We start from the raw sequence: 16801 nt of genomic DNA, 5'->3' as shown, positions 1-16801 counted from the left end.
GGGGCTCACGCCCTCGGCGCCGCGCCCCGCCCCGTCGCCGTTCCCTTCACCGCGTCCAGTGCGTACACGCACCGGTCCTTGCTGCACGCGTACACGACCCCGCCCCGCGCCACCGGCGAGCCGGTGATCTCGCCGCCGGTGGCGAGCTTCCAGCGCAGCTGACCACCCGTCGCGTCCAGCGTGTAGAGGACGTGGTCCGCCGAACCGAAGTGCACCCGGCCGTCGGCGACGACCGGGCTGCCGATCAGCTCGCCGCCCGCCGCGAACCGCCACTTCGGCGTGCCGGTGACCGCGTCCAGCGTGTAGAGCGCGCTGCCGCTGCCCACGTGCACATTGCCGTCGACGACCAGGACCGGCTCGATCGACTGACGGGACTCGGTCGCGATCCGCCAGCGGTCCTGGCCGGTGGTGGCGTCCAGCGCGTACACCGTGCCGAGGTAGTCGGCGAGGTAGACGCCGCCGCCGGTGACCGCCGGGCCGGGGGCGAAGGCGGGCGGGGAGAGGAAGACGGCGGGCGCCTCGAAGTGCCAGCGGACGTGGCCGCCCGCGATGTCGATCGACAGCACCCGGGTGCCGGCCGAGACGTACACACAGCCGTCCTCCGCCGGGGCCACCCGGACCGGGACGTTGCCGCAGGAGGCGGCGTCGCCGATCGGGTACGACCAGCGCTCGACACCCGAACGGGCGTCCAGCGCCTGGAGCCTGGCGTCCCGCCACACGTACACCGTGTCGCCGTGGACGGCGGGCCCTGCCTCCGGGGTCTCGAAGTCGGTCTGCGCGCCCGTGATCTCCCACAGCTTGGCGCCGTTGGACGCCTCCCAGCCCTGCACACCGCCGCCCCGGGTGCCGGTGACGACCGTGCCCCGGTCGACCTTGAGGGAGTACACCCAGGCATCGGCCGCGAGGCGCCACCGCTCACTGCCGTCGGCGGCGTCGAGCGCGTACAGCGTGGGGCCGTCGGAGGCGTGGATACGGCCCTGGGCGACGGCCATGGACCAGGCCACGTCCCGGGTCTTGAACTGGCGGCGGCCGCTGGCCACGTCGAGGGCGTGCACCTCGAAGGAGGTGACGTAGAGCAGGTCACCGGCGACGACCGGGGTGCCCCAGACGTCGTTCGACATCCGGAAGCGCCAGGGGCGCCAGTGGCCGGGCTCGGGGGCGGCCTGCGCCTCCGGGGCCGGCGCGGGCGAGGGCAGCGGGCGGGAGCCGGGCGGCGGGCCGGGCTCTGCACCGTTCGGGCCGCCGCCGGGCGGGCGGATCCAGCCGGTGGCCGGGCCCGCGTCGGCGCCCGGGCGGACGGCGGCGCGGGTGTCGGCCACCCGGGGGCCGGGGCCGATCGGGACGGCGGCCCCCGCGAGACGTACCGGACCGGCGGCCTCCGCGGGCGCGGCGTGCCGCCCGCCGCCGACCGCCTGGCCGGTGCGCGGGTCGCCGGCCCCGCCCCACCCCGGCGTCTGCCGGGGCGGACGCGGCGGTACGGGCGGGGCGGGAGGCGCGGCGACGGGCGCGGGAGGCGGGGGGCTGGGCCGGCCGCCCCGGCGGTGCTCGATCATCGCGGTGGCGCTGTGCGGCAGCCAGGCCGAGGCCGTACCGCTGTCGTCGCTGCCCGAGCCGAAGAGATGGGGAGCGAGCTGGGCCTGCAGATCGGCCGGGGTGGGGCGGCGCGAGACGTCCATCTGCATGCAGGACTCGATCAGCGGACGCAGCTCGTCCGGCAGCCCCTCCAGGTCCGGGCCTTCCCGGAGCAGCATGAAGACGGTCTCGACGGGGTTGGCACCGTGGAAGGGGGCATGGCCGGTGGCGGCGAAGACCAGCATCGAGCCGAGCGAGAAGACGTCGGACGCGCCGGTGACGCTGCGCGAGTCGCGGGCCTGCTCGGGTGACATGTACGCGGGCGTGCCGACGGCGACGTTGGTCATGGTCAGCCGGGTGTTGGAGACGCCGGAGGCGATACCGAAGTCGATCACCCGGGGTCCGTCCTCGACGACGAGGACGTTGGAGGGCTTCAGGTCGCGGTGGACCAGGCCCGCGCCGTGGATGGACTGCAGGGCCTCGGCGACACCGGCGGCCAGCCAGCGCACGGCCTGGGCCGGGAGCGGCCCGCACTCGTTCACTATTTCTTCGAGGGAGGGCGCCGGTACGTAGGCGGTGGCCAGCCACGGCACGGCGGCACGGGGGTCGGCGTCGACGACGGCGGCCGTGTAGAAACCGGAGACGGCCCGCGCGGCCTCGACCTCACGGGTGAAACGGACACGGAACAGCTGGTCCTCGGCGAGCTCGGTCCGCACGGTCTTGATCGCCACGCGCCGGCCGGACGCCGAGCGCGCGAGATAGACCAGCCCCATGCCGCCTGCACCGAGCCGGCCCAGCACCTCGAAGGGCCCGATCCGTCTCGGGTCGTGCTGCGTGAGCTGCTCCACTTGCCTGCCACCTCCCCGTACGGGCCATGAGAATACGGCCCCGTGGCCCTGATTCTTCCTGTCCGAGGCGGTGGTTGCGAACCCGGGGGCGGATCGGCGTGTGTCAGCTCATATCGCCGGGCGTGGCGGGCGGCTTCCCGCCGGGCCCAGCGTCAGGCTCAGGGGTCGGCTCGGGGCCGGACCCGCGGACAGGGCGCGTGGCGGGCGTGGGGGCGCAGGGGCGGGCTCAGTGGCGGGCCGGGCCGCACCGTCCGTGACCGGCACCTCGGCGGTGGGCCGCTCGGCGTCGGTCCGCTCGGCGTCCACGGGCTCCGCGAGCACCGCGAAACGGGCGCCCTGGTTGTCGTGGAGGACGGCGATGCGGCCGTGCGGGGTGTCGAAGGGCGGGTTGGTGACGCGGCCGCCGAGGCGGACGGCGGTGGCGCAGGTCTCGTCGCAGTCGGAGACGGCGAAGTAGACGAGGACGTGCCCGGGCATCTCGGCCGGGAAGGCGTCGGTCAGGACGGCCCGGCCGCCGAAGGCGGACTCGTCACCGGGGCGGGAGCCGGGCGGGGACCAGACGCGGTAGTCGAAGTCGCTCTCCCTGCCCTCCTCGTCCGCCGCCACCTGGCGGCCGAGGTAGCCGAAGACGGAGGCGTAGAAGGTGTCGACCGCGTCCCGTTCCCGCGTGTAGACCTCCATCCAGCAGAAGGATCCGGGGAGCATCGTCTTCTCGAAACCGTCGTCGTCGCCGGCCTGCCGCAGCCCGAAGACGGCGCCGCCGGGGTCTGCGGCGAGCGCCATGACGCCGAAACGGCCGACGGGGTAGGGCTCCATGATCATCTGCCCGCCGGCCGCCTTGATCCGCGCCGAGAGCACGCCCGCGTCCTCGGTGGCGAGGTAGACGGTCCAGGTCGTGGGCATCCGGCCGTCCCGCTTGGGGAGGAGTCCGGCGACCCGCTTGCCGTCGCTGAGCGCCTCGTCCCGGTCGTCGTCGAAGGTCCAGCCGAAGAGCTCGCCGTAGAACCGCTTCCCCGCTTCGAGATCGGGGAGCTGCGCCTCCACCCAGCACGGGGTGCCCTCTGTGAATGCGGCCATGGCTCCACGCTAGGGCGCAGGGACTTCCCCCGCACACCCCAAAACCGAACAGATGGGGAGGAAAGTCCCCGGCGGCCCTTGATTCCCATGGGTTGTCCACCGAAGTTTTCCACAGGCTGTTAATAAGCCTATTCGGGTACGGACCTGTCGGCCGGGCCCGCCGAGGGCCGCCGAGGACCCACGGCCGACCTGAGGACGACCCGCCACCGAGCCCCTGGGAGGGGGCGCACGTGCCCCCGCACCCCATTTGCAGTCGGCCGAATCGCGCCCCGATCACCCCTCGGTAAGCTGACGGCATGACAGGACAAGTACGCACGGTCGACGGCCGCGTGGCCGGACGACGCGGCCAGGCGACGCGGCAGAAGCTGCTCGACTGCCTCAGCGAGATGCTCAGCTCCTCGCCGTACCGGGACGTCAAGGTCATCGACGTGGCCCGCAAGGCGGGCACTTCACCCGCGACGTTCTACCAGTACTTCCCCGACGTCGAGGGCGCCGTTCTCGAGATCGCGGAGGAAATGGCCAAGGAAGGCGCAGGATTGACCGAACTGGTCTCCGGCCGCTCCTGGGTCGGCAAGGCCGGCTGGCAGACCTCCGAGGAACTGGTCGAGGGTTTCCTGGACTTCTGGCGCAAGCACGACGCCATCCTCCGCGTCGTGGACCTCGGGGCCGCCGAAGGGGACAAACGGTTCTACAAGATCCGCATGAAGATCCTGAACTCCGTCACCAACTCCCTTACCGAGGCGGTGAAGGAGCTCCAGACCAAGGGCAAGGTGGACAAGGACGTCAGCCCGGCGGCCATGGCGGGCTCCCTCGTGGCGATGCTCGCCTCGGTGGCGGGCCACCAGAAGGGCTTCCAGACGTGGGGTGTGAAGCAGGCCGAACTCAAGCCCAACCTGGCCCTGTTGGTGCACCTGGGAATCACGGGCAAGAAGCCGACGAAGTAACCGGCACGCGCCCTTCATCCGTCCTGTCGCGCCGACGGCGGCCCCCCTTCGAGAGACCGCCGTCGGCGTTCCCATGTCCGGACTCCGTCACGTCCGGGCCCCCGGCCAGGGGCTGCCGTCCGGCCCGGTTCACCGCCTCGTCAGCCGGAAGAGCCGGATCTCCCGCTCCACCCGCGCCTGGTACGTCGCGTACGGCGGCCAGAACGCCAGAGCCGCACGCCACGCCGCCGCCCGCTCATCCCCGGCGAGCAGCTCAGCCCGTACGGGGATCGTCTCGCCGCGCCAACTCACCTCCGCGTCCGGGTTATTCAGCAGGTTCGCGGTCCACGCCGGATGCCCCTCCCGCCCGAAGTTGGAGCCGATCAGGAGCCAGGTCCCGGCCCGCTCCGGCATGCACGCCAGCGGTGTCGACCGGGGCAGCCCCGACCTCGCCCCCCGTACGGTGAGGATCACGCCCGGCAGCATCCGGGCGCTGAGCAGCACCTTGCCCCGGGTCAGCCGGTGCACCGTCCGGTCCATCGCCGGGATGACGTGCGGGGCGGCCTTCGCGAACGTCCGCGTCGACGAGACCTTCTGGATCAGACGGATCACCCGCTCTCGGCCGGCGGCCATCATGCGGCCACCTCTCCGAACAGGCCGGCCGCCGCGTGCGCCCGCAGCCTGCGCGCGGGCCCGAAGAGCAGCTCGTCGGCCGTCGCCCGTTTGAAGTAGAGGTGGGCCTCGTGCTCCCAGGTGAAGCCGATCCCGCCGTGGAGCTGGATCGTCTCCCCGGCCACCGTCCGCAGTGCCTCCAGGGCCGCCGCGAGCGCGAGCCCGCCCGGTCCGGCCTCGCGCGCCGCGCAGTACACCAGCGAGCGGGCCGCCTCCACCTGGACGTACAGGTCGGCGAGCCGGTGCTTGACCGCCTGGAAGGAGCCGACGGGCCGCCCGAACTGTTCGCGGGTGGCGGTGTACTCGACCGTGCGGTCCAGTGCCGCCCCGGCCGCGCCGACCGCCTCGGCGGCGAGCATCACGGCCGCCGTCCGCCCCGTCGCGGCGAGTGCGCCGAGCACGCCGGCCGGTGCGTTCGGCGGATCCTCGCCGAGCAGCTCGCCTTCGACGTCCCGCAGCTGTACGGCGGCCTGTGTGCGGGTCGCGTCGAGCGTCGGCAGCCGTACGCGCGCCAGACCGGCCGCGTCCCCGCGCACCAGGAACAGCAGGGTCCGGCTCCGCGCGAAGCCGCCCGCGTGCGCGGCGACCAGGAGCAGCCCGGCGCTGTGGCCGTCGAGGACCTGCGCGGCCTCCCCGTACAGCAGCGTGCGCCCCTCCACGGTCCGTGCCTGGACGCCGCCGGCCCGGCCGCCGCCGGCCCAGGAGTCGTCGGCGTTGTCCCCGGTCAGGCCGAGGGCGAGGGCGAGGGAACCGCCGGGGACGGCGAGTGCGCAGGTCAGCCCGCCGATCGCGATGCGGGACAGGAGTGCGGCACGCTGCCGCTCGCTGCCGAGGGCGGCGATCAGCGGGGCGGTGAGGACGGCGGTGGCGAGGAGCGGCGAGGGGGCGAGGGCCCGGCCGGTCTCCTCCAAGGCGACGGCCAGTTCGGCGGGGCCGCAGCCGACACCGCCGTACTCCTCCGGCAGGGCGAGCCCGGCGAGTCCGAGCGTGCCGGACATCCGGTGCCACAGGTCGGTGTCGTACCCCTCGGGGGTCGCGACGGCGGCGCGGACCTCGGCGGGCCCGGAGTGCTTGGCGAGCAGTTCGCGCAGCGTGCGGCGGATCTCGTCCTGCTCGGCGGTCGAGGCGGCGTCCATGGAGCTCCCCTCCGTATCTGACGGCCCGTCATGTTAGGCCGGGGCGAGACAGAAGCCCAGAGGGCGGAGGCCGCCCGGGAGAAGCGCCGGCGCGCCGCCACGATCAGCAAGCCTCACCCGGCCTGCGCGCCGTCGCCCGCAGCAGGTCCCGTACGAGCCCGTAGTCGACGTTCTCCGTGCGCCGGAACCGCAGGCACCCCTCGCCCATGTCCTGGCCGGCCAGCCGCTCCCCGAAGACCTCCCGGACGTCCGGCCGCATCAGACAGAAGGAGATGTACTGCTGCCGCAGGGCGAAGGCGATCTCCGGCTCGCCGCCCGGCCGCCGGTAGGCAGGCACGCCGTACGCCATGACCTCCTCGAAGCCGTGGAGCTCCGTGCGGCACAGCTCGCGCAGCCGGACGAGGACCGTCAGCCGGTCCGGTTCCGCGATCTCGGCGAGGTAGCCGTCCACATCCTCGGCCGCGCTTCTCGGCATCCCTGGCTCCTTATCCGGCCCATCTGATCTGATGTACCGTCAGATTCATGCCCACCACCTCACGGAACCGCGCCGGGCGCCGCGTCGCCGCCGTCGGCATAGCCCTCTCCGACTGCGGCCGCGTCGACGCGGCCACTCCCTACACTCTGCACGCCCAGGCCGCCCGCCGCGCCCTCGCGGACAGCGGGCTCGACCGCTCGGTGATCGACGGTCTGGCCTCGGCGGGGCTCGGCACCCTCGCCCCGGCCGAGGTCGCCGAGTACCTGGGGCTGCGGCCCCGCTGGGTGGACTCGACCACCGTCGGCGGCGCCACCTGGGAGGTGATGGCCGCACACGCCGCCGACGCCATCGCCGCCGGGCACACCAACGCCGTGCTGCTCGTCTACGGCTCCACCGCCCGCGCCGACATCCGCGCCGGTCGCCGCACCTCGAACCTCTCCTTCGGCGCGCGCGGGCCACTGCAGTTCGAGGTCCCCTACGGCCACACCCTGATCGCCAAGTACGCGATGGCCGCCCGCCGCCACATGCACACCTACGGGACCACCCTGGAGCAGCTCGCCGAGGTCGCCGTCCGGGCGCGGGCGAACGCCGCGCACAATCCCGAGGCGATGTTCCGCGAGCCGATCACGGTCGACGAGGTGCTCGACGGCCCGATGATCGCCGACCCCTTCACCAAGCTCCACTGCTGCATCCGCAGCGACGGCGGCTGCGCGGTGCTGCTGGCGGCCGAGGAGTACGTACCGGACACGGCGAAGGCGCCCGTCTGGGTCCTCGGCACGGGCGAGCACGTCTCGCACACCACGATGTCGGAGTGGGAGGACTTCACGGTCTCCCCGGCGGCGGTCAGCGGGCGGCTCGCCTTCGAGCGGGCGGGGGTCCGGCCGGAGGACGTCGACCTCGCGGAGATCTACGACGCCTTCACCTACATGACCCTGGTGACGCTGGAGGACCTGGGCTTCTGCGCCAAGGGGGAGGGCGGTCCGTTCGTGCAGGAGAAGGGCCGGCTGCCGGTCAACACCGACGGTGGCGGGCTCTCGGCCTGTCACCCCGGGATGCGAGGCCTGTTCCTGCTGGTGGAGGCGGTGCGGCAGCTGCGCGGGGAGGCGCCGGGGCTCCAGGTGCGACGGGCGGACGGGAGCCTTCCGCAGCTCGCGGTGGCCTCGGGGACGGGGGGCTGGTTCTGCTCCTCGGGAACGGTGGTGCTCGGCCGGGACTGAGGCCGCCGTCAAATCTATACAAGCGTCATATACATCCGTGTAGGACGTCCGTATAGTCGTCGGTGCGGGGCCGGAGAGGCCCGCACGCCACGCGACGAGGAGTCCTGCCATGACGCGCACGCCCGTGAACAAGACCGTCCTGATCTCCGGCGCCTCCGTCGCCGGCCCGGCCCTCGCCCTCTTGCTCCACCGCTACGGCTTCACCCCCACCGTCGTCGAGCGCGCCGCCGCGCTCCGTACCGGCGGCTACAAGGTCGACATCCGCGGCACGGCCGTCGAGGTCTGCCGGCGCATGGGCATCCTCGACGAGATCCGCGCCCACTCCACCGGCATGACGGGCGGTTCGTACGTCGACGACCAGGGCCGAACGGTCGGGGAGCTGCCCGCCGAGATCTTCGGCGGCCGGGTCGAGGGCGACGAGGAGATCATGCGCGGCGACCTCGCCCGGATCCTGTACGAGCGGACCCGCGACGACGTCGAGTACGTCTTCGGCGACTCGATCGCCGCCCTCGACGACGACGGGGACGGCGTGGACGTCACCTTCGAGAGCGGGACGCGCCGCCGCTTCGACCTCGTGGTCGGCGCGGACGGCCTCCACTCGAACACCCGCCGGCTCGTCTTCGGTGCCGAGGAGCGCTTCAAGCGGTACCTGGGCGCGTACGTCTCGATCTTCACCGCCCCGAACCGGCTGGGCCTCACCCGCTGGGAGACGTACCACGCCCGTCCGAACAAGCTGATCTCCGTCTACAGCACGGCCGGACAGGGCGCGGGGACGGCGAAGAACTGCTTCGTCTTCGCCTCGGCCGAGGAGCTGTCGTACGACCACCGTGACACCGGCGCACAGAAGCGCCTGCTCGCCGGGGCGTTCGCGGGCGACGGCTGGGAGATCCCCCGCCTGCTGGCCGACGCGGCGGACGCCGACGACTTCTACTTCGACGCGATCAGCGTGATCGAGATGGACCGGTGGTCCCGCGGCCGGGTCGTCCTCCTCGGCGACGCCGCCCACTGCGCCTCCCCCGCCTCCGGCCAGGGCACGGGACTCGCCCTGTCCGGCGCGTACGTCCTGGCGGGCGAACTGGCGGCGGCGCACGGCGACCACCGGGTCGCGTTCGAGGCGTACGAGCGGGAGATGCGGCCGGGTGTGGAGCTGAACCAGAGGTTCGCGAAGGGCTTCGCCAAGGAGATGACGCTCTCCTCCCGCCGGAAGATCGCCCTGCGGATGTTCATGGTCCGCACCCTCCCCCGCACGCCGTGGAAGAACCTCATCGCGAAGAAGATCCGCGACGACATCCAGAAGGCGGCACACGCCGTGCCGGTGAGGGAGTACGGGACCGCGGCCGGCCGGCCGGGCCCTACGGTGGCGGCATGACCGACTTTCGCACCGCCCTCCACTCGCTGGGGGTCTGGGACACCGAGCTGCCCACCTTCGACCCGTCCACCGCGCCCGCCGACCCGCTCACCCTCTTCCACGAGTGGTTCACGGCCGCGGCCGAGGCCGGGGAGACCGAGCCGCACGTCATGTCGCTGGCGACCGCCGACGAGGACGGCCGCCCCGACGTCCGCGTCCTGATGCTGCACGACGCCGACGCGCGCGGCTGGCACTTCGCCTCGCACGCCACCAGCGCCAAGGGCCGCCAGCTCGCAGCCCGGCCCGAGGCCGCGCTCGGCTTCTACTGGCCGGGCCAGGGCCGCCAGGTGCGGGTCCGCGGCCGGGTGGCCACCGGGACCCCCGAGGAGTCGTACGCCGACCTCCACGCGCGCTCGACGGGCGCCCTGGCCTCGGCGCTCGTCCAGCGCCAGAGCGAGGTCCTGGAGTCGGTCGAGGTGCTCGCCGAGGCCAGCGCGGCGGCCTGGGAGCGCGCGAACGCCGAGCCGGAGACCGCGTCGAAGACCTGGACGCTCTACATCCTGGAGCCTTCCGAGGTCGAGTTCTTCCAGGGGGACGAAGAGCGCCGGCACGTACGGCTGCGCTACCGCCGGGACGGCGCCGGCTGGGTCCGTGAGCTGCTCTGGCCGTGATCGCCGTGCGAGCGCACCATGAGAGAAGGAGGTGGGACGAGATGGGAACGTACATGGACGTCCACCACAACATGGTGGGCATCACCGGTGATCAGCTCAAGGAGGCCCACGCGGCCGACCTCGCCATCGAGAAGGACGAGGGTGTGCACTTCCAGAGGGCCTGGGCGGACCCCGCGTCCGGAACGGTGTACTGCCTCTCCACGGGTCCGTCGGCCGAGGCGGTCCAGCGCATCCACGAGCGCACGGGCCACGCGGCGGACGAGATCCACGAGGTGCCGCTCAGCGTGTGACGAGCGGTCCGCCGGGAGCGCCCCACGGTGGTGGGGCGCGCCGGGTCGCCCGCCCGCGTGTGCGCCTCGCCCGCCCGCGTGTGCGCCGGGTCGCCCGCCCGCGTGCTCGTGGCGAGGGGCGCGTGTCGTCGGACCGCACGGCTGTTCCGGTCGGCCCGCGCCCTCACTCCCCCGCGTACATCGCGTCGATCTCCCGCGCGAAGTCCCGTACGACGGCCGCCCGTTTCAGCTTCAAGGACGGTGTCAGGTGTCCGGCGGCCTCGGAGAACTCGGTCGTCAGGAGGCGGAAGGCGCGGATCGACTCGGCGCGTGAGACGAGCCGATTGGCCTCGTCCACCGCCCGCTGGAGGGCGGCCAGGAGCTCCTCGTCCCCGGTGAGCTCCCAGAGCGCGACATGGTTCTTCTTCCGCATCCGCCGCCAGTGCACCAGCCCCTCGCGGTCGAGGGCGATCAGAGCCGTGACGTACGGACGGTTGTCACCGACGACCACGCACTGGCTCACCAGCGGGTGGGCGCGCAGCCAGTCCTCCAGCGGGCCGGGAGCGACGTTCTTGCCGGCCGAGGTGATGAGGACGTCCTTCTTGCGGCCGGTTATCCGCAGGGAGCCCTCGTCGTCGAGCGCGCCCAGATCGCCGGTCGGAAACCAGCCCTCGGTGGTGGCGGGCAGGGCCACACCGCGGGGGGAGTCCCAGTAGCCGGCGAAGACGTGACCGCCCTTCAGCCAGACCTCGCCGTCGTCCGCGATCCGCACCGCCGTCCCCGGCAGCGGCCACCCGACGGTCCCGGTGCGCGGCCGCTGCGGCGGGGTGACGGTCGAGGCGGCGGTCGTCTCCGTCAGTCCGTACCCCTCGAAGACCTCCACGCCCGCGCCCGCGTAGAACTCCGAGAGCCGCGCCCCCAGCGGTGATCCGCCGCAGATCACGTACCGGACGCGGCCGCCGAGCGCCGCCCTGATCCGCCGGTAGACCAGCGGGTCGTACAACGCACGGGCCGCGCGCAGCCCGAAGGACGGAGCCGGGGCGTGCCCGTACCGCTCGGCGACCCGTGCGGCGCGGTCGAAGGAGGACCCGCGGCCCATCCGTTCCGCCGTCGCGCGGGCGGTGTGGAAGACCTTCTCCAGGACGTACGGGATGGCGAGCAGGAACGTGGGCCGGAAGCCGGCCAGGTCGCTCAGCAGGTCGTCGTTCTCGATCGACGGCGCGTGCCCGAGCCGCACCCGCGCCCGTACGCAGCCGATGGCCACCATGCGCCCGAAGACATGGCTGAGGGGCAGGAAGAGGAGGGTCGAGGCGGGCTCCTCGCTGACCGAGCGGAAGACGGGGTGCAGGAGTGCGACCGCGTTGTCGACCTCGGCGAGGAAGTTGGCGTGGGTCAGGGCGCAGCCCTTGGGGCGGCCCGTGGTGCCCGAGGTGTAGATCAGAGTGGCGAGGGTGTCGGGGGTGAGCAGGCCGCGGCGCGTGGTCACGGCCTCGTCCGGCACGTGCGCCCCGGCCCGGCGCAGCTGGTCGACGGCGCCGCTGTCGAGGACCCAGAGGTGGGCGAGGCCGGGCAGTCCCCGGCGCTCGGTGGAGACGGTCCGCGCCTGGGCCGTGTCCTCGACGACGCAGGCGGTGGCGCCGGAGTCCTGGAGGATCCACCGGGTCTGGAAGGCCGAGGAGGTGGGGTAGACGGGGACGGTGATCAGGCCGGCGGCCCAGGCGGCGAAGTCCAGCAGGGTCCACTCGTAGGTGGTGCGCGCCATGAGGGCGAGCCGGTCCCCGGGGCGGAGCCCTTCGGCGATGAGGCCCTTGGCCACCGAGTGCACCTCCGCCGCGAAGGCGGAGGCGGTGACGTCGGCCCAGGCGCCGTCGCGCCGCTTGCGGCCGAAGACGACGGCGCCGGGGGCGTCGCGGGCGTTGTCGTAGGGGAGGTCGGCGAGCGATCCACGCCGCACGGGAGGGACGAGCGGGGGTACGGAGACCTCCCGCACCCGTCCGTCGACGACGGTTCTGTGCGGCTCGACCGGCGGTGGCATTTCGGGGTGTGAGGGGGTGGCGACGGACACGTGCGGCTCCTCGGTCGTCGGAACGAACGGTCAACTCCCCAACCAACAAGTAACCTTACTCTGGAGTAAATCTATGACCGGTCAGGGAGTCAGGACAATGGCCGTGAGAGCGACGACGCGAGACCTGCTCGCCCTGGCCGGGGCCGTGGTCCGCTCCTCCTTCACGACCGTCGGCCCGGACGCCCGCGTGCCCGAGGCCCGGATCGTCGGCGGCCCGCTGCGGATCACCCCCGGCCAACTCGCCGCGTACGCACGGATCTGCGGCTTCCGGTACGACCCCTCCGGGCTCCTGCCCGCGACGTACCCCCATGTCCTCGGCTTCCCCGCCGCTATGCGGCTGATGTCCCGCCGGGACTTCCCCCTGCCCGTGCCCGGCCTGGTCCACACCTGGATCACGATCACCCGGCACGCCCCGCTGACCTCGGACGACCGCCCGGAGATCACCGTGTACGCCGAGACGCTCGCCCCGCACCGCCGGGGCACCGAGGTCACGATGGTGACCGAGGCCCGGCTCGCGGGGCGGCTGGTCTGGGAGTCGCGCAGCGGCTATCTCGCGCGGCACGCACGGCACGCACCACCCGAGGGCGCGGGAGCCCCCGACGGGCCGCGCCCGGCGCCGCCACCGCTCCCCGAACGCGCCGAGTGGCGGCTCCCGTCCGATCTCGGCCGCCGCTACGCCGCCGTGTCCGGCGACCGCAACCCCATCCACCTCCACCCGCTCGCCGCACGGGTCTTCGGCTTCCCGGGGACGGTCGCGCACGGCATGTGGACCCTGGCCCGCTGCTTGGCGGAAGTCGACGAGGACGGCGAACTCGCGCACGTACGCGCGGAGTTCAAGGCGCCGGTCCTGCTCCCCCGCACGGTCGCCTACGCGTCCGACGGGCGGGGCGGCTTCCAGCTACGCTCCGGAGACCGCCTGCACCTCAGTGGCACCGTGTCGACGCCCTGAGCCGTCCCGGGGCGCCCGAGTCATCTCGGCGACCAGCGCTCGTGCTTCATGAGGTTGCCCAGACCCGCCCACGCGAAGTTCATCAGCGTCGCCGCGGACTCCCAGGCCGTCATCCCCGGCGTCTCGTTCGCCCAGCCGGCCAGTGACTCCGCCGCGCCGACCAGCGCCTGGGACAGCCCGGCGACATCCCGCTCGGCCAGCTCCGGATCGCGGTGCGTCGCCCGGTGGGTCTCCTTCGCGGCGGCCCCGATCAGCGTCCCCACGTACGCCACGATCTCGTCCCGCATCTGCGCGGCCTCGCTGGCGAACGGCTCCCCGTGCGTGCGCGCCTGCCGGTTCAGCACCGCCCAGCCGTCCGGATGCTCGGCGGTGTGCGTGAAGAAGGCGAGCAGCCCCGCCCACAGCTGCTCGTCGGCCGGCAGCCGCGCATCGACGGCCGCGGCCACCGCGGTCAGCAACGCCTTCGCCTCGCGCCGGATGCAGGCGGTGAAGAGGTCTTCCTTGGAGTTCAGGTAGAGATAGACGAGCGGCTTGGAGACGCCCGCGAGTTCGGCGATGTCGTCCATGGACGCGGCCTGGTACCCCCGCTGCCCGAAGGTCTGCACAGCGGCGTCCATCATCTGCTGCTCACGCACCGCCCGAGGCATCCGCCTGGCCTTCGTGCCGCCCACGTCGGACATCCTTCCCCACCCCGCTCGCTGCTCCGTGGAGAGCCTACGGGACGGTCACGCCGCTGCCCCTTCGGTGGCCGTGCGGCAGTCCACGCAGCGTGTGTCCGGATCGTGGGTGCGGATGGCCCGGTCGCAGCCGTCGCAGGTGACGAGGGGCGCCGGGCCGGGGGGGGGAAGACCGGCGGATCGGGGGCGGGCGGTGAAGTCCTTCAGGCACTGAGCTGACCACTGGCGCTGCCGCCCGGACGTGGCACGCAGGCCGGCGTCGGCGCTGTGGACGGTCGCCGGAACGCGCTGATGCCCATGCCCCCGCACCGGGGACATGGGCATCAAGAGGCTGTGACGCGATCAGGCCGTGGCCGGGACCGCGACCTTCTGCTCGGCCTCGCGGGCTTCGTACTCGTCGACCGGCGAGGACGACGCCGCGTTGTACACGTCGTGGTCCAGGATCTTCTCGCGGGCCGCGACGACGACCGGGACCAGCGCCTGGCCGGCGACGTTCGTGGCGGTGCGGATCATGTCCAGGATCGGATCGATCGCCATCAACAGGCCCACGCCCTCCAGCGGGAGGCCCAGCGTGGAGAGGGTCAGCGTCAGCATGACCGTCGCGCCGGTGAGGCCGGCCGTGGCCGCCGAGCCGACGACCGAGACGAAGGCGATCAGCAGGTAGTCCTGGATGCCCAGCTGCACGTCGAAGATCTGCGCGATGAAGATCGCGGCGAGCGCCGGGTAGATAGCGGCGCAGCCGTCCATCTTGGTCGTGGCGCCGAACGGGACGGCGAAGGAGGCGTACTCCTTCGGGACGCCGAGGCGCTCGGTGACCTTCTGCGTGACCGGCATGGTGCCGACCGAGGAGCGGGAGACGAAGGCCAGCTGGATGGCCGGCCAGGCGCCCTTGAAGAACTGGATCGGGTTGACCTTGGCGACGGTCGCGAGCAGCAGCGGGTAGACGCCGAAGAGGACGAGCGCGCAGCCGATGTAGACGTCGGCGGTGAAGGTCGCGTACTTGCCGATCAGCTCCCACCCGTAGTCGGCGATGGCGAAGCCGATGAGGCCGACGGTGCCGATCGGGGCGAGGCGGATGACCCACCACAGGGCCTTCTGGAGCAGCTCCAGGATCGACTCGGAGAGCGTGAGGATCGGCTTGGCGCGGTCACCGAGCTTCAGCGCGGCGACACCGGCGACGGCGGCCATGAAGACGATCTGCAGGACGTTCAGCTCGGTGAAGGGCGTGATGACGTCCGACGGGATGATCCCGGTCAGGAAGTCGATCCAGGTGCCTTCGCGCTTCGGCAGCTTGCCGTCCTGCGGGGTGAGGCCGGTGCCGGCACCGGGGTTGGTGAGCAGGCCGATCGTGAGGCCGATGGCGACCGCGATCAGCGAGGTGATCATGAACCAGACGAGCGTCTGGGCGGCCAGCCGGGCGGCGTTGTTGACCTTGCGCAGGTTGGTGATGGACACCAGGATCGCGAAGAAGACGAGCGGGGCGACGGCGAGCTTCAGGAGCTGGACGAAGATGTCGCCGACCTGGCCGAGGGTCTCCTTGAGCCAGCTGATGTCCTGGCTGCGGGCGAGCCAGCCGAGCAGGACGCCGAGCACGAGACCGGCGACGATCTGGGCCCAGAAGGGGATCTTCGGTATGCGGGACGGGGACTTCGTCACGGGCGCGGACGCGGACGCGGACACAGACACACTCCACAGGTGCGTATCGGGGGAATACGGGGACGGGGGTGCGGCACACACGCGCTCAGGCGGTGCCGCTGCATGATGCCGGGTCAGAGCTCGCGGCAACAGACCGCGGACATACAGCGGCACAGATCGACATGCAGGCGCGCCACGAGCGGGGGGCTCACGGCATCGAGGAGGCGCACAGCTGTCTTCATGCCGAACACGTTAACACTTGAACTTTGAGATGCTCAAAGCCCTTCTTTGAGGGGCCCGCGCCGACGCGTGCCTCCGAAACGCAGAACACCCCGGTCAGGAGCCTTGGAAGCTCACGACCGGGGTGAGGTGCGTGTGAGGAAACTTACGCGCCCTTTACACCCTCTAGAGGGCGTCCTCACGGGACCGGTTCGACTCCAGCTTCGTCTTCGCCCGGTCGACCCTGGCCGCGATCCCCTCGGACATCGCATCCCGCTGCTTGCGCAGCAGCACGAAACTGAGCGGCGCGGAGATCACGACGGAGAGGACGAGGACCCAGAGCAGGTTGGAGTCGCCGAGGCCGCGCGGCAGGGCGCCGATGTACACCAGGCCCCAGAGCGCGAAGAAGCAGCCGGCGAAGATGCCGATGCGCATGAGGGTGTACCGGAGGGTGGCGGCACCCGTTCCGTTCTCGGACACGACGGCCCCTTTCTCTTCTTCACTGGTCGCATCCAGTGAAGCATGGGACGAAAGGGATCAAGTCAGCGGGAGCAGCATGATGATGTCGTCGCGGTCGTCCCCGTCGGCGACCCGGATCGCGTTCGGCACGCGCCCGACCTCCTTGTAGCCGCAGGAGGCGTAGAAGCGGTCGACGCCCGTGCCGCCCCGGCAGGCGAGCCGGATGGCTTCGATCCCGCCCAGGCCGCGGACCTCGCGCTCGGCGGCGGCCATCAGGTCGCGCCCGTACCCCTTGCCCTGGTGAGAGGGGTGGACCATGACGGTGTAGAGCCAGACCCAGTGCCTCATCAGCCGGTGGGCGTTGTACGCGACGAAGGCGGTGGCGGCGACGGTGCCGTCCTCCTCGTACCCGACGACCAGCCTCATCCGGCCCTCGGCCATGGCGACGAGGTGCTTGACCAGCTCGGGCCGTACCTCGTCGACCGCCACCGGCGGGACGAAGCCGACGGCGCCGCCCGCGTTGGAGACGTCCGCCCACAGGCGCAGGATGCCGTCCCGCAGGGCCGGGGTGACCGGGGGATCCAGCTCA

At 72.5% G+C, this 16801-nt stretch carries 15 protein-coding genes and 1 pseudogene; 6 read left to right on the top strand and 10 right to left on the bottom strand.

The window, feature by feature from the left end; all coding sequences use genetic code 11:
• Positions 1–5 precede the first annotated feature (5 nt).
• Together afsK and IE136_RS30950 are read right to left on the bottom strand one after the other, a co-directional pair.
• A complete protein-coding gene (afsK, locus tag IE136_RS30955) occupies positions 6–2420 on the bottom strand; it encodes a protein serine/threonine kinase AfsK (RefSeq protein WP_158988152.1) in 2415 nt (804 codons plus the stop codon).
• A gap of 303 nt (positions 2421–2723) precedes the next feature.
• Positions 2724–3497, bottom strand: a pseudogene (locus tag IE136_RS30950) (VOC family protein); the annotation flags it as partial.
• Positions 3498–3793: 296 nt separating this feature from the next.
• Between IE136_RS30950 and IE136_RS30945 the strand changes: the two are divergent.
• The gene (locus IE136_RS30945) at positions 3794–4441 is read left to right on the top strand and encodes a TetR family transcriptional regulator (RefSeq protein ID WP_158988154.1); all 648 of its coding nucleotides are present in this window, start codon (positions 3794–3796) and stop codon (positions 4439–4441) included.
• Between the two features lie 129 nt (positions 4442–4570).
• On the opposite strand, the gene IE136_RS30940 is transcribed toward IE136_RS30945, so the two are convergent.
• The 3 genes from IE136_RS30940 to IE136_RS30930 all read right to left on the bottom strand — a co-directional run bounded on the left by IE136_RS30940 (position 4571) and on the right by IE136_RS30930 (position 6703).
• Complete coding sequence (locus IE136_RS30940; RefSeq protein WP_158994386.1) at positions 4571–5053, bottom strand: nitroreductase family deazaflavin-dependent oxidoreductase; 483 nt, start codon at positions 5051–5053, stop codon at positions 4571–4573.
• Positions 5053–6228, bottom strand: coding sequence for an acyl-CoA dehydrogenase family protein (locus tag IE136_RS30935; RefSeq protein ID WP_189601953.1), 1176 nt, complete (start codon positions 6226–6228; stop codon positions 5053–5055). The genes IE136_RS30940 and IE136_RS30935 overlap by 1 nt, the downstream gene beginning before the upstream one ends.
• A gap of 103 nt (positions 6229–6331) precedes the next feature.
• A complete protein-coding gene (locus tag IE136_RS30930; RefSeq protein ID WP_158988156.1) occupies positions 6332–6703 on the bottom strand; it encodes an iron chaperone in 372 nt (123 codons plus the stop codon).
• Positions 6704–6750: 47 nt separating this feature from the next.
• Here IE136_RS30930 and IE136_RS30925 point away from each other — a divergent pair, with 47 nt between their 5' ends.
• From IE136_RS30925 to IE136_RS30910, 4 genes are all read left to right on the top strand, one after another.
• On the top strand, positions 6751–7920 hold the full coding sequence (locus IE136_RS30925; protein WP_189601952.1) for a thiolase C-terminal domain-containing protein: 1170 nt from the start codon (positions 6751–6753) through the stop codon (positions 7918–7920).
• A gap of 109 nt (positions 7921–8029) precedes the next feature.
• Positions 8030–9289: an FAD-dependent monooxygenase gene (locus IE136_RS30920; protein WP_158988158.1), complete on the top strand. Its 1260-nt coding sequence runs from the start codon at positions 8030–8032 to the stop codon at positions 9287–9289.
• Complete coding sequence (locus tag IE136_RS30915) at positions 9286–9939, top strand: pyridoxine/pyridoxamine 5'-phosphate oxidase (protein WP_158988159.1); 654 nt, start codon at positions 9286–9288, stop codon at positions 9937–9939. Before IE136_RS30920 ends, IE136_RS30915 begins: the two co-directional genes overlap by 4 nt.
• 41 nt (positions 9940–9980) lie before the next feature.
• Positions 9981–10229: an SCO4226 family nickel-binding protein gene (locus IE136_RS30910; RefSeq protein WP_158988160.1), complete on the top strand. Its 249-nt coding sequence runs from the start codon at positions 9981–9983 to the stop codon at positions 10227–10229.
• 163 nt (positions 10230–10392) lie between these two features.
• Here IE136_RS30910 and IE136_RS30905 read toward each other — a convergent pair whose 3' ends face one another.
• Entirely contained in the window at positions 10393–12243 is a 1851-nt protein-coding gene (locus tag IE136_RS30905) for an AMP-dependent synthetase/ligase (protein ID WP_189601979.1), read from the bottom strand.
• Between the two features lie 127 nt (positions 12244–12370).
• On the opposite strand from IE136_RS30905, the gene IE136_RS30900 reads away from it, so the two are divergent.
• Entirely contained in the window at positions 12371–13222 is an 852-nt protein-coding gene (locus tag IE136_RS30900) for a MaoC family dehydratase (RefSeq protein WP_158988161.1), read from the top strand.
• A gap of 20 nt (positions 13223–13242) precedes the next feature.
• Here IE136_RS30900 and IE136_RS30895 read toward each other — a convergent pair whose 3' ends face one another.
• The 4 genes from IE136_RS30895 to IE136_RS30880 all read right to left on the bottom strand — a co-directional run.
• Positions 13243–13869 carry a TetR/AcrR family transcriptional regulator gene (locus IE136_RS30895; protein WP_373309186.1) on the bottom strand — a complete coding sequence of 209 codons (627 nt, stop codon included), beginning with the start codon at positions 13867–13869 and terminating at the stop codon, positions 13243–13245.
• A gap of 372 nt (positions 13870–14241) precedes the next feature.
• Positions 14242–15579, bottom strand: a complete 1338-nt coding sequence (locus tag IE136_RS30890; protein ID WP_158988169.1) for a dicarboxylate/amino acid:cation symporter — start codon at positions 15577–15579, stop codon at positions 14242–14244.
• Positions 15580–15939: 360 nt separating this feature from the next.
• The gene (locus IE136_RS30885; RefSeq protein ID WP_158988170.1) at positions 15940–16233 is read right to left on the bottom strand and encodes a DUF4229 domain-containing protein; all 294 of its coding nucleotides are present in this window, start codon (positions 16231–16233) and stop codon (positions 15940–15942) included.
• 57 nt (positions 16234–16290) lie between these two features.
• Positions 16291–16801: GNAT family N-acetyltransferase (locus IE136_RS30880; protein WP_229819320.1), on the bottom strand; the 511-nt coding region annotated here is incomplete at its 5' end.

Origin of the sequence: Streptomyces lateritius (assembly GCF_014649715.1) — a bacterium.
In the GTDB taxonomy this organism is placed as follows: domain Bacteria; phylum Actinomycetota; class Actinomycetes; order Streptomycetales; family Streptomycetaceae; genus Streptomyces; species Streptomyces lateritius.
This window is presented reverse-complemented; position numbering and strand designations above follow the sequence as displayed.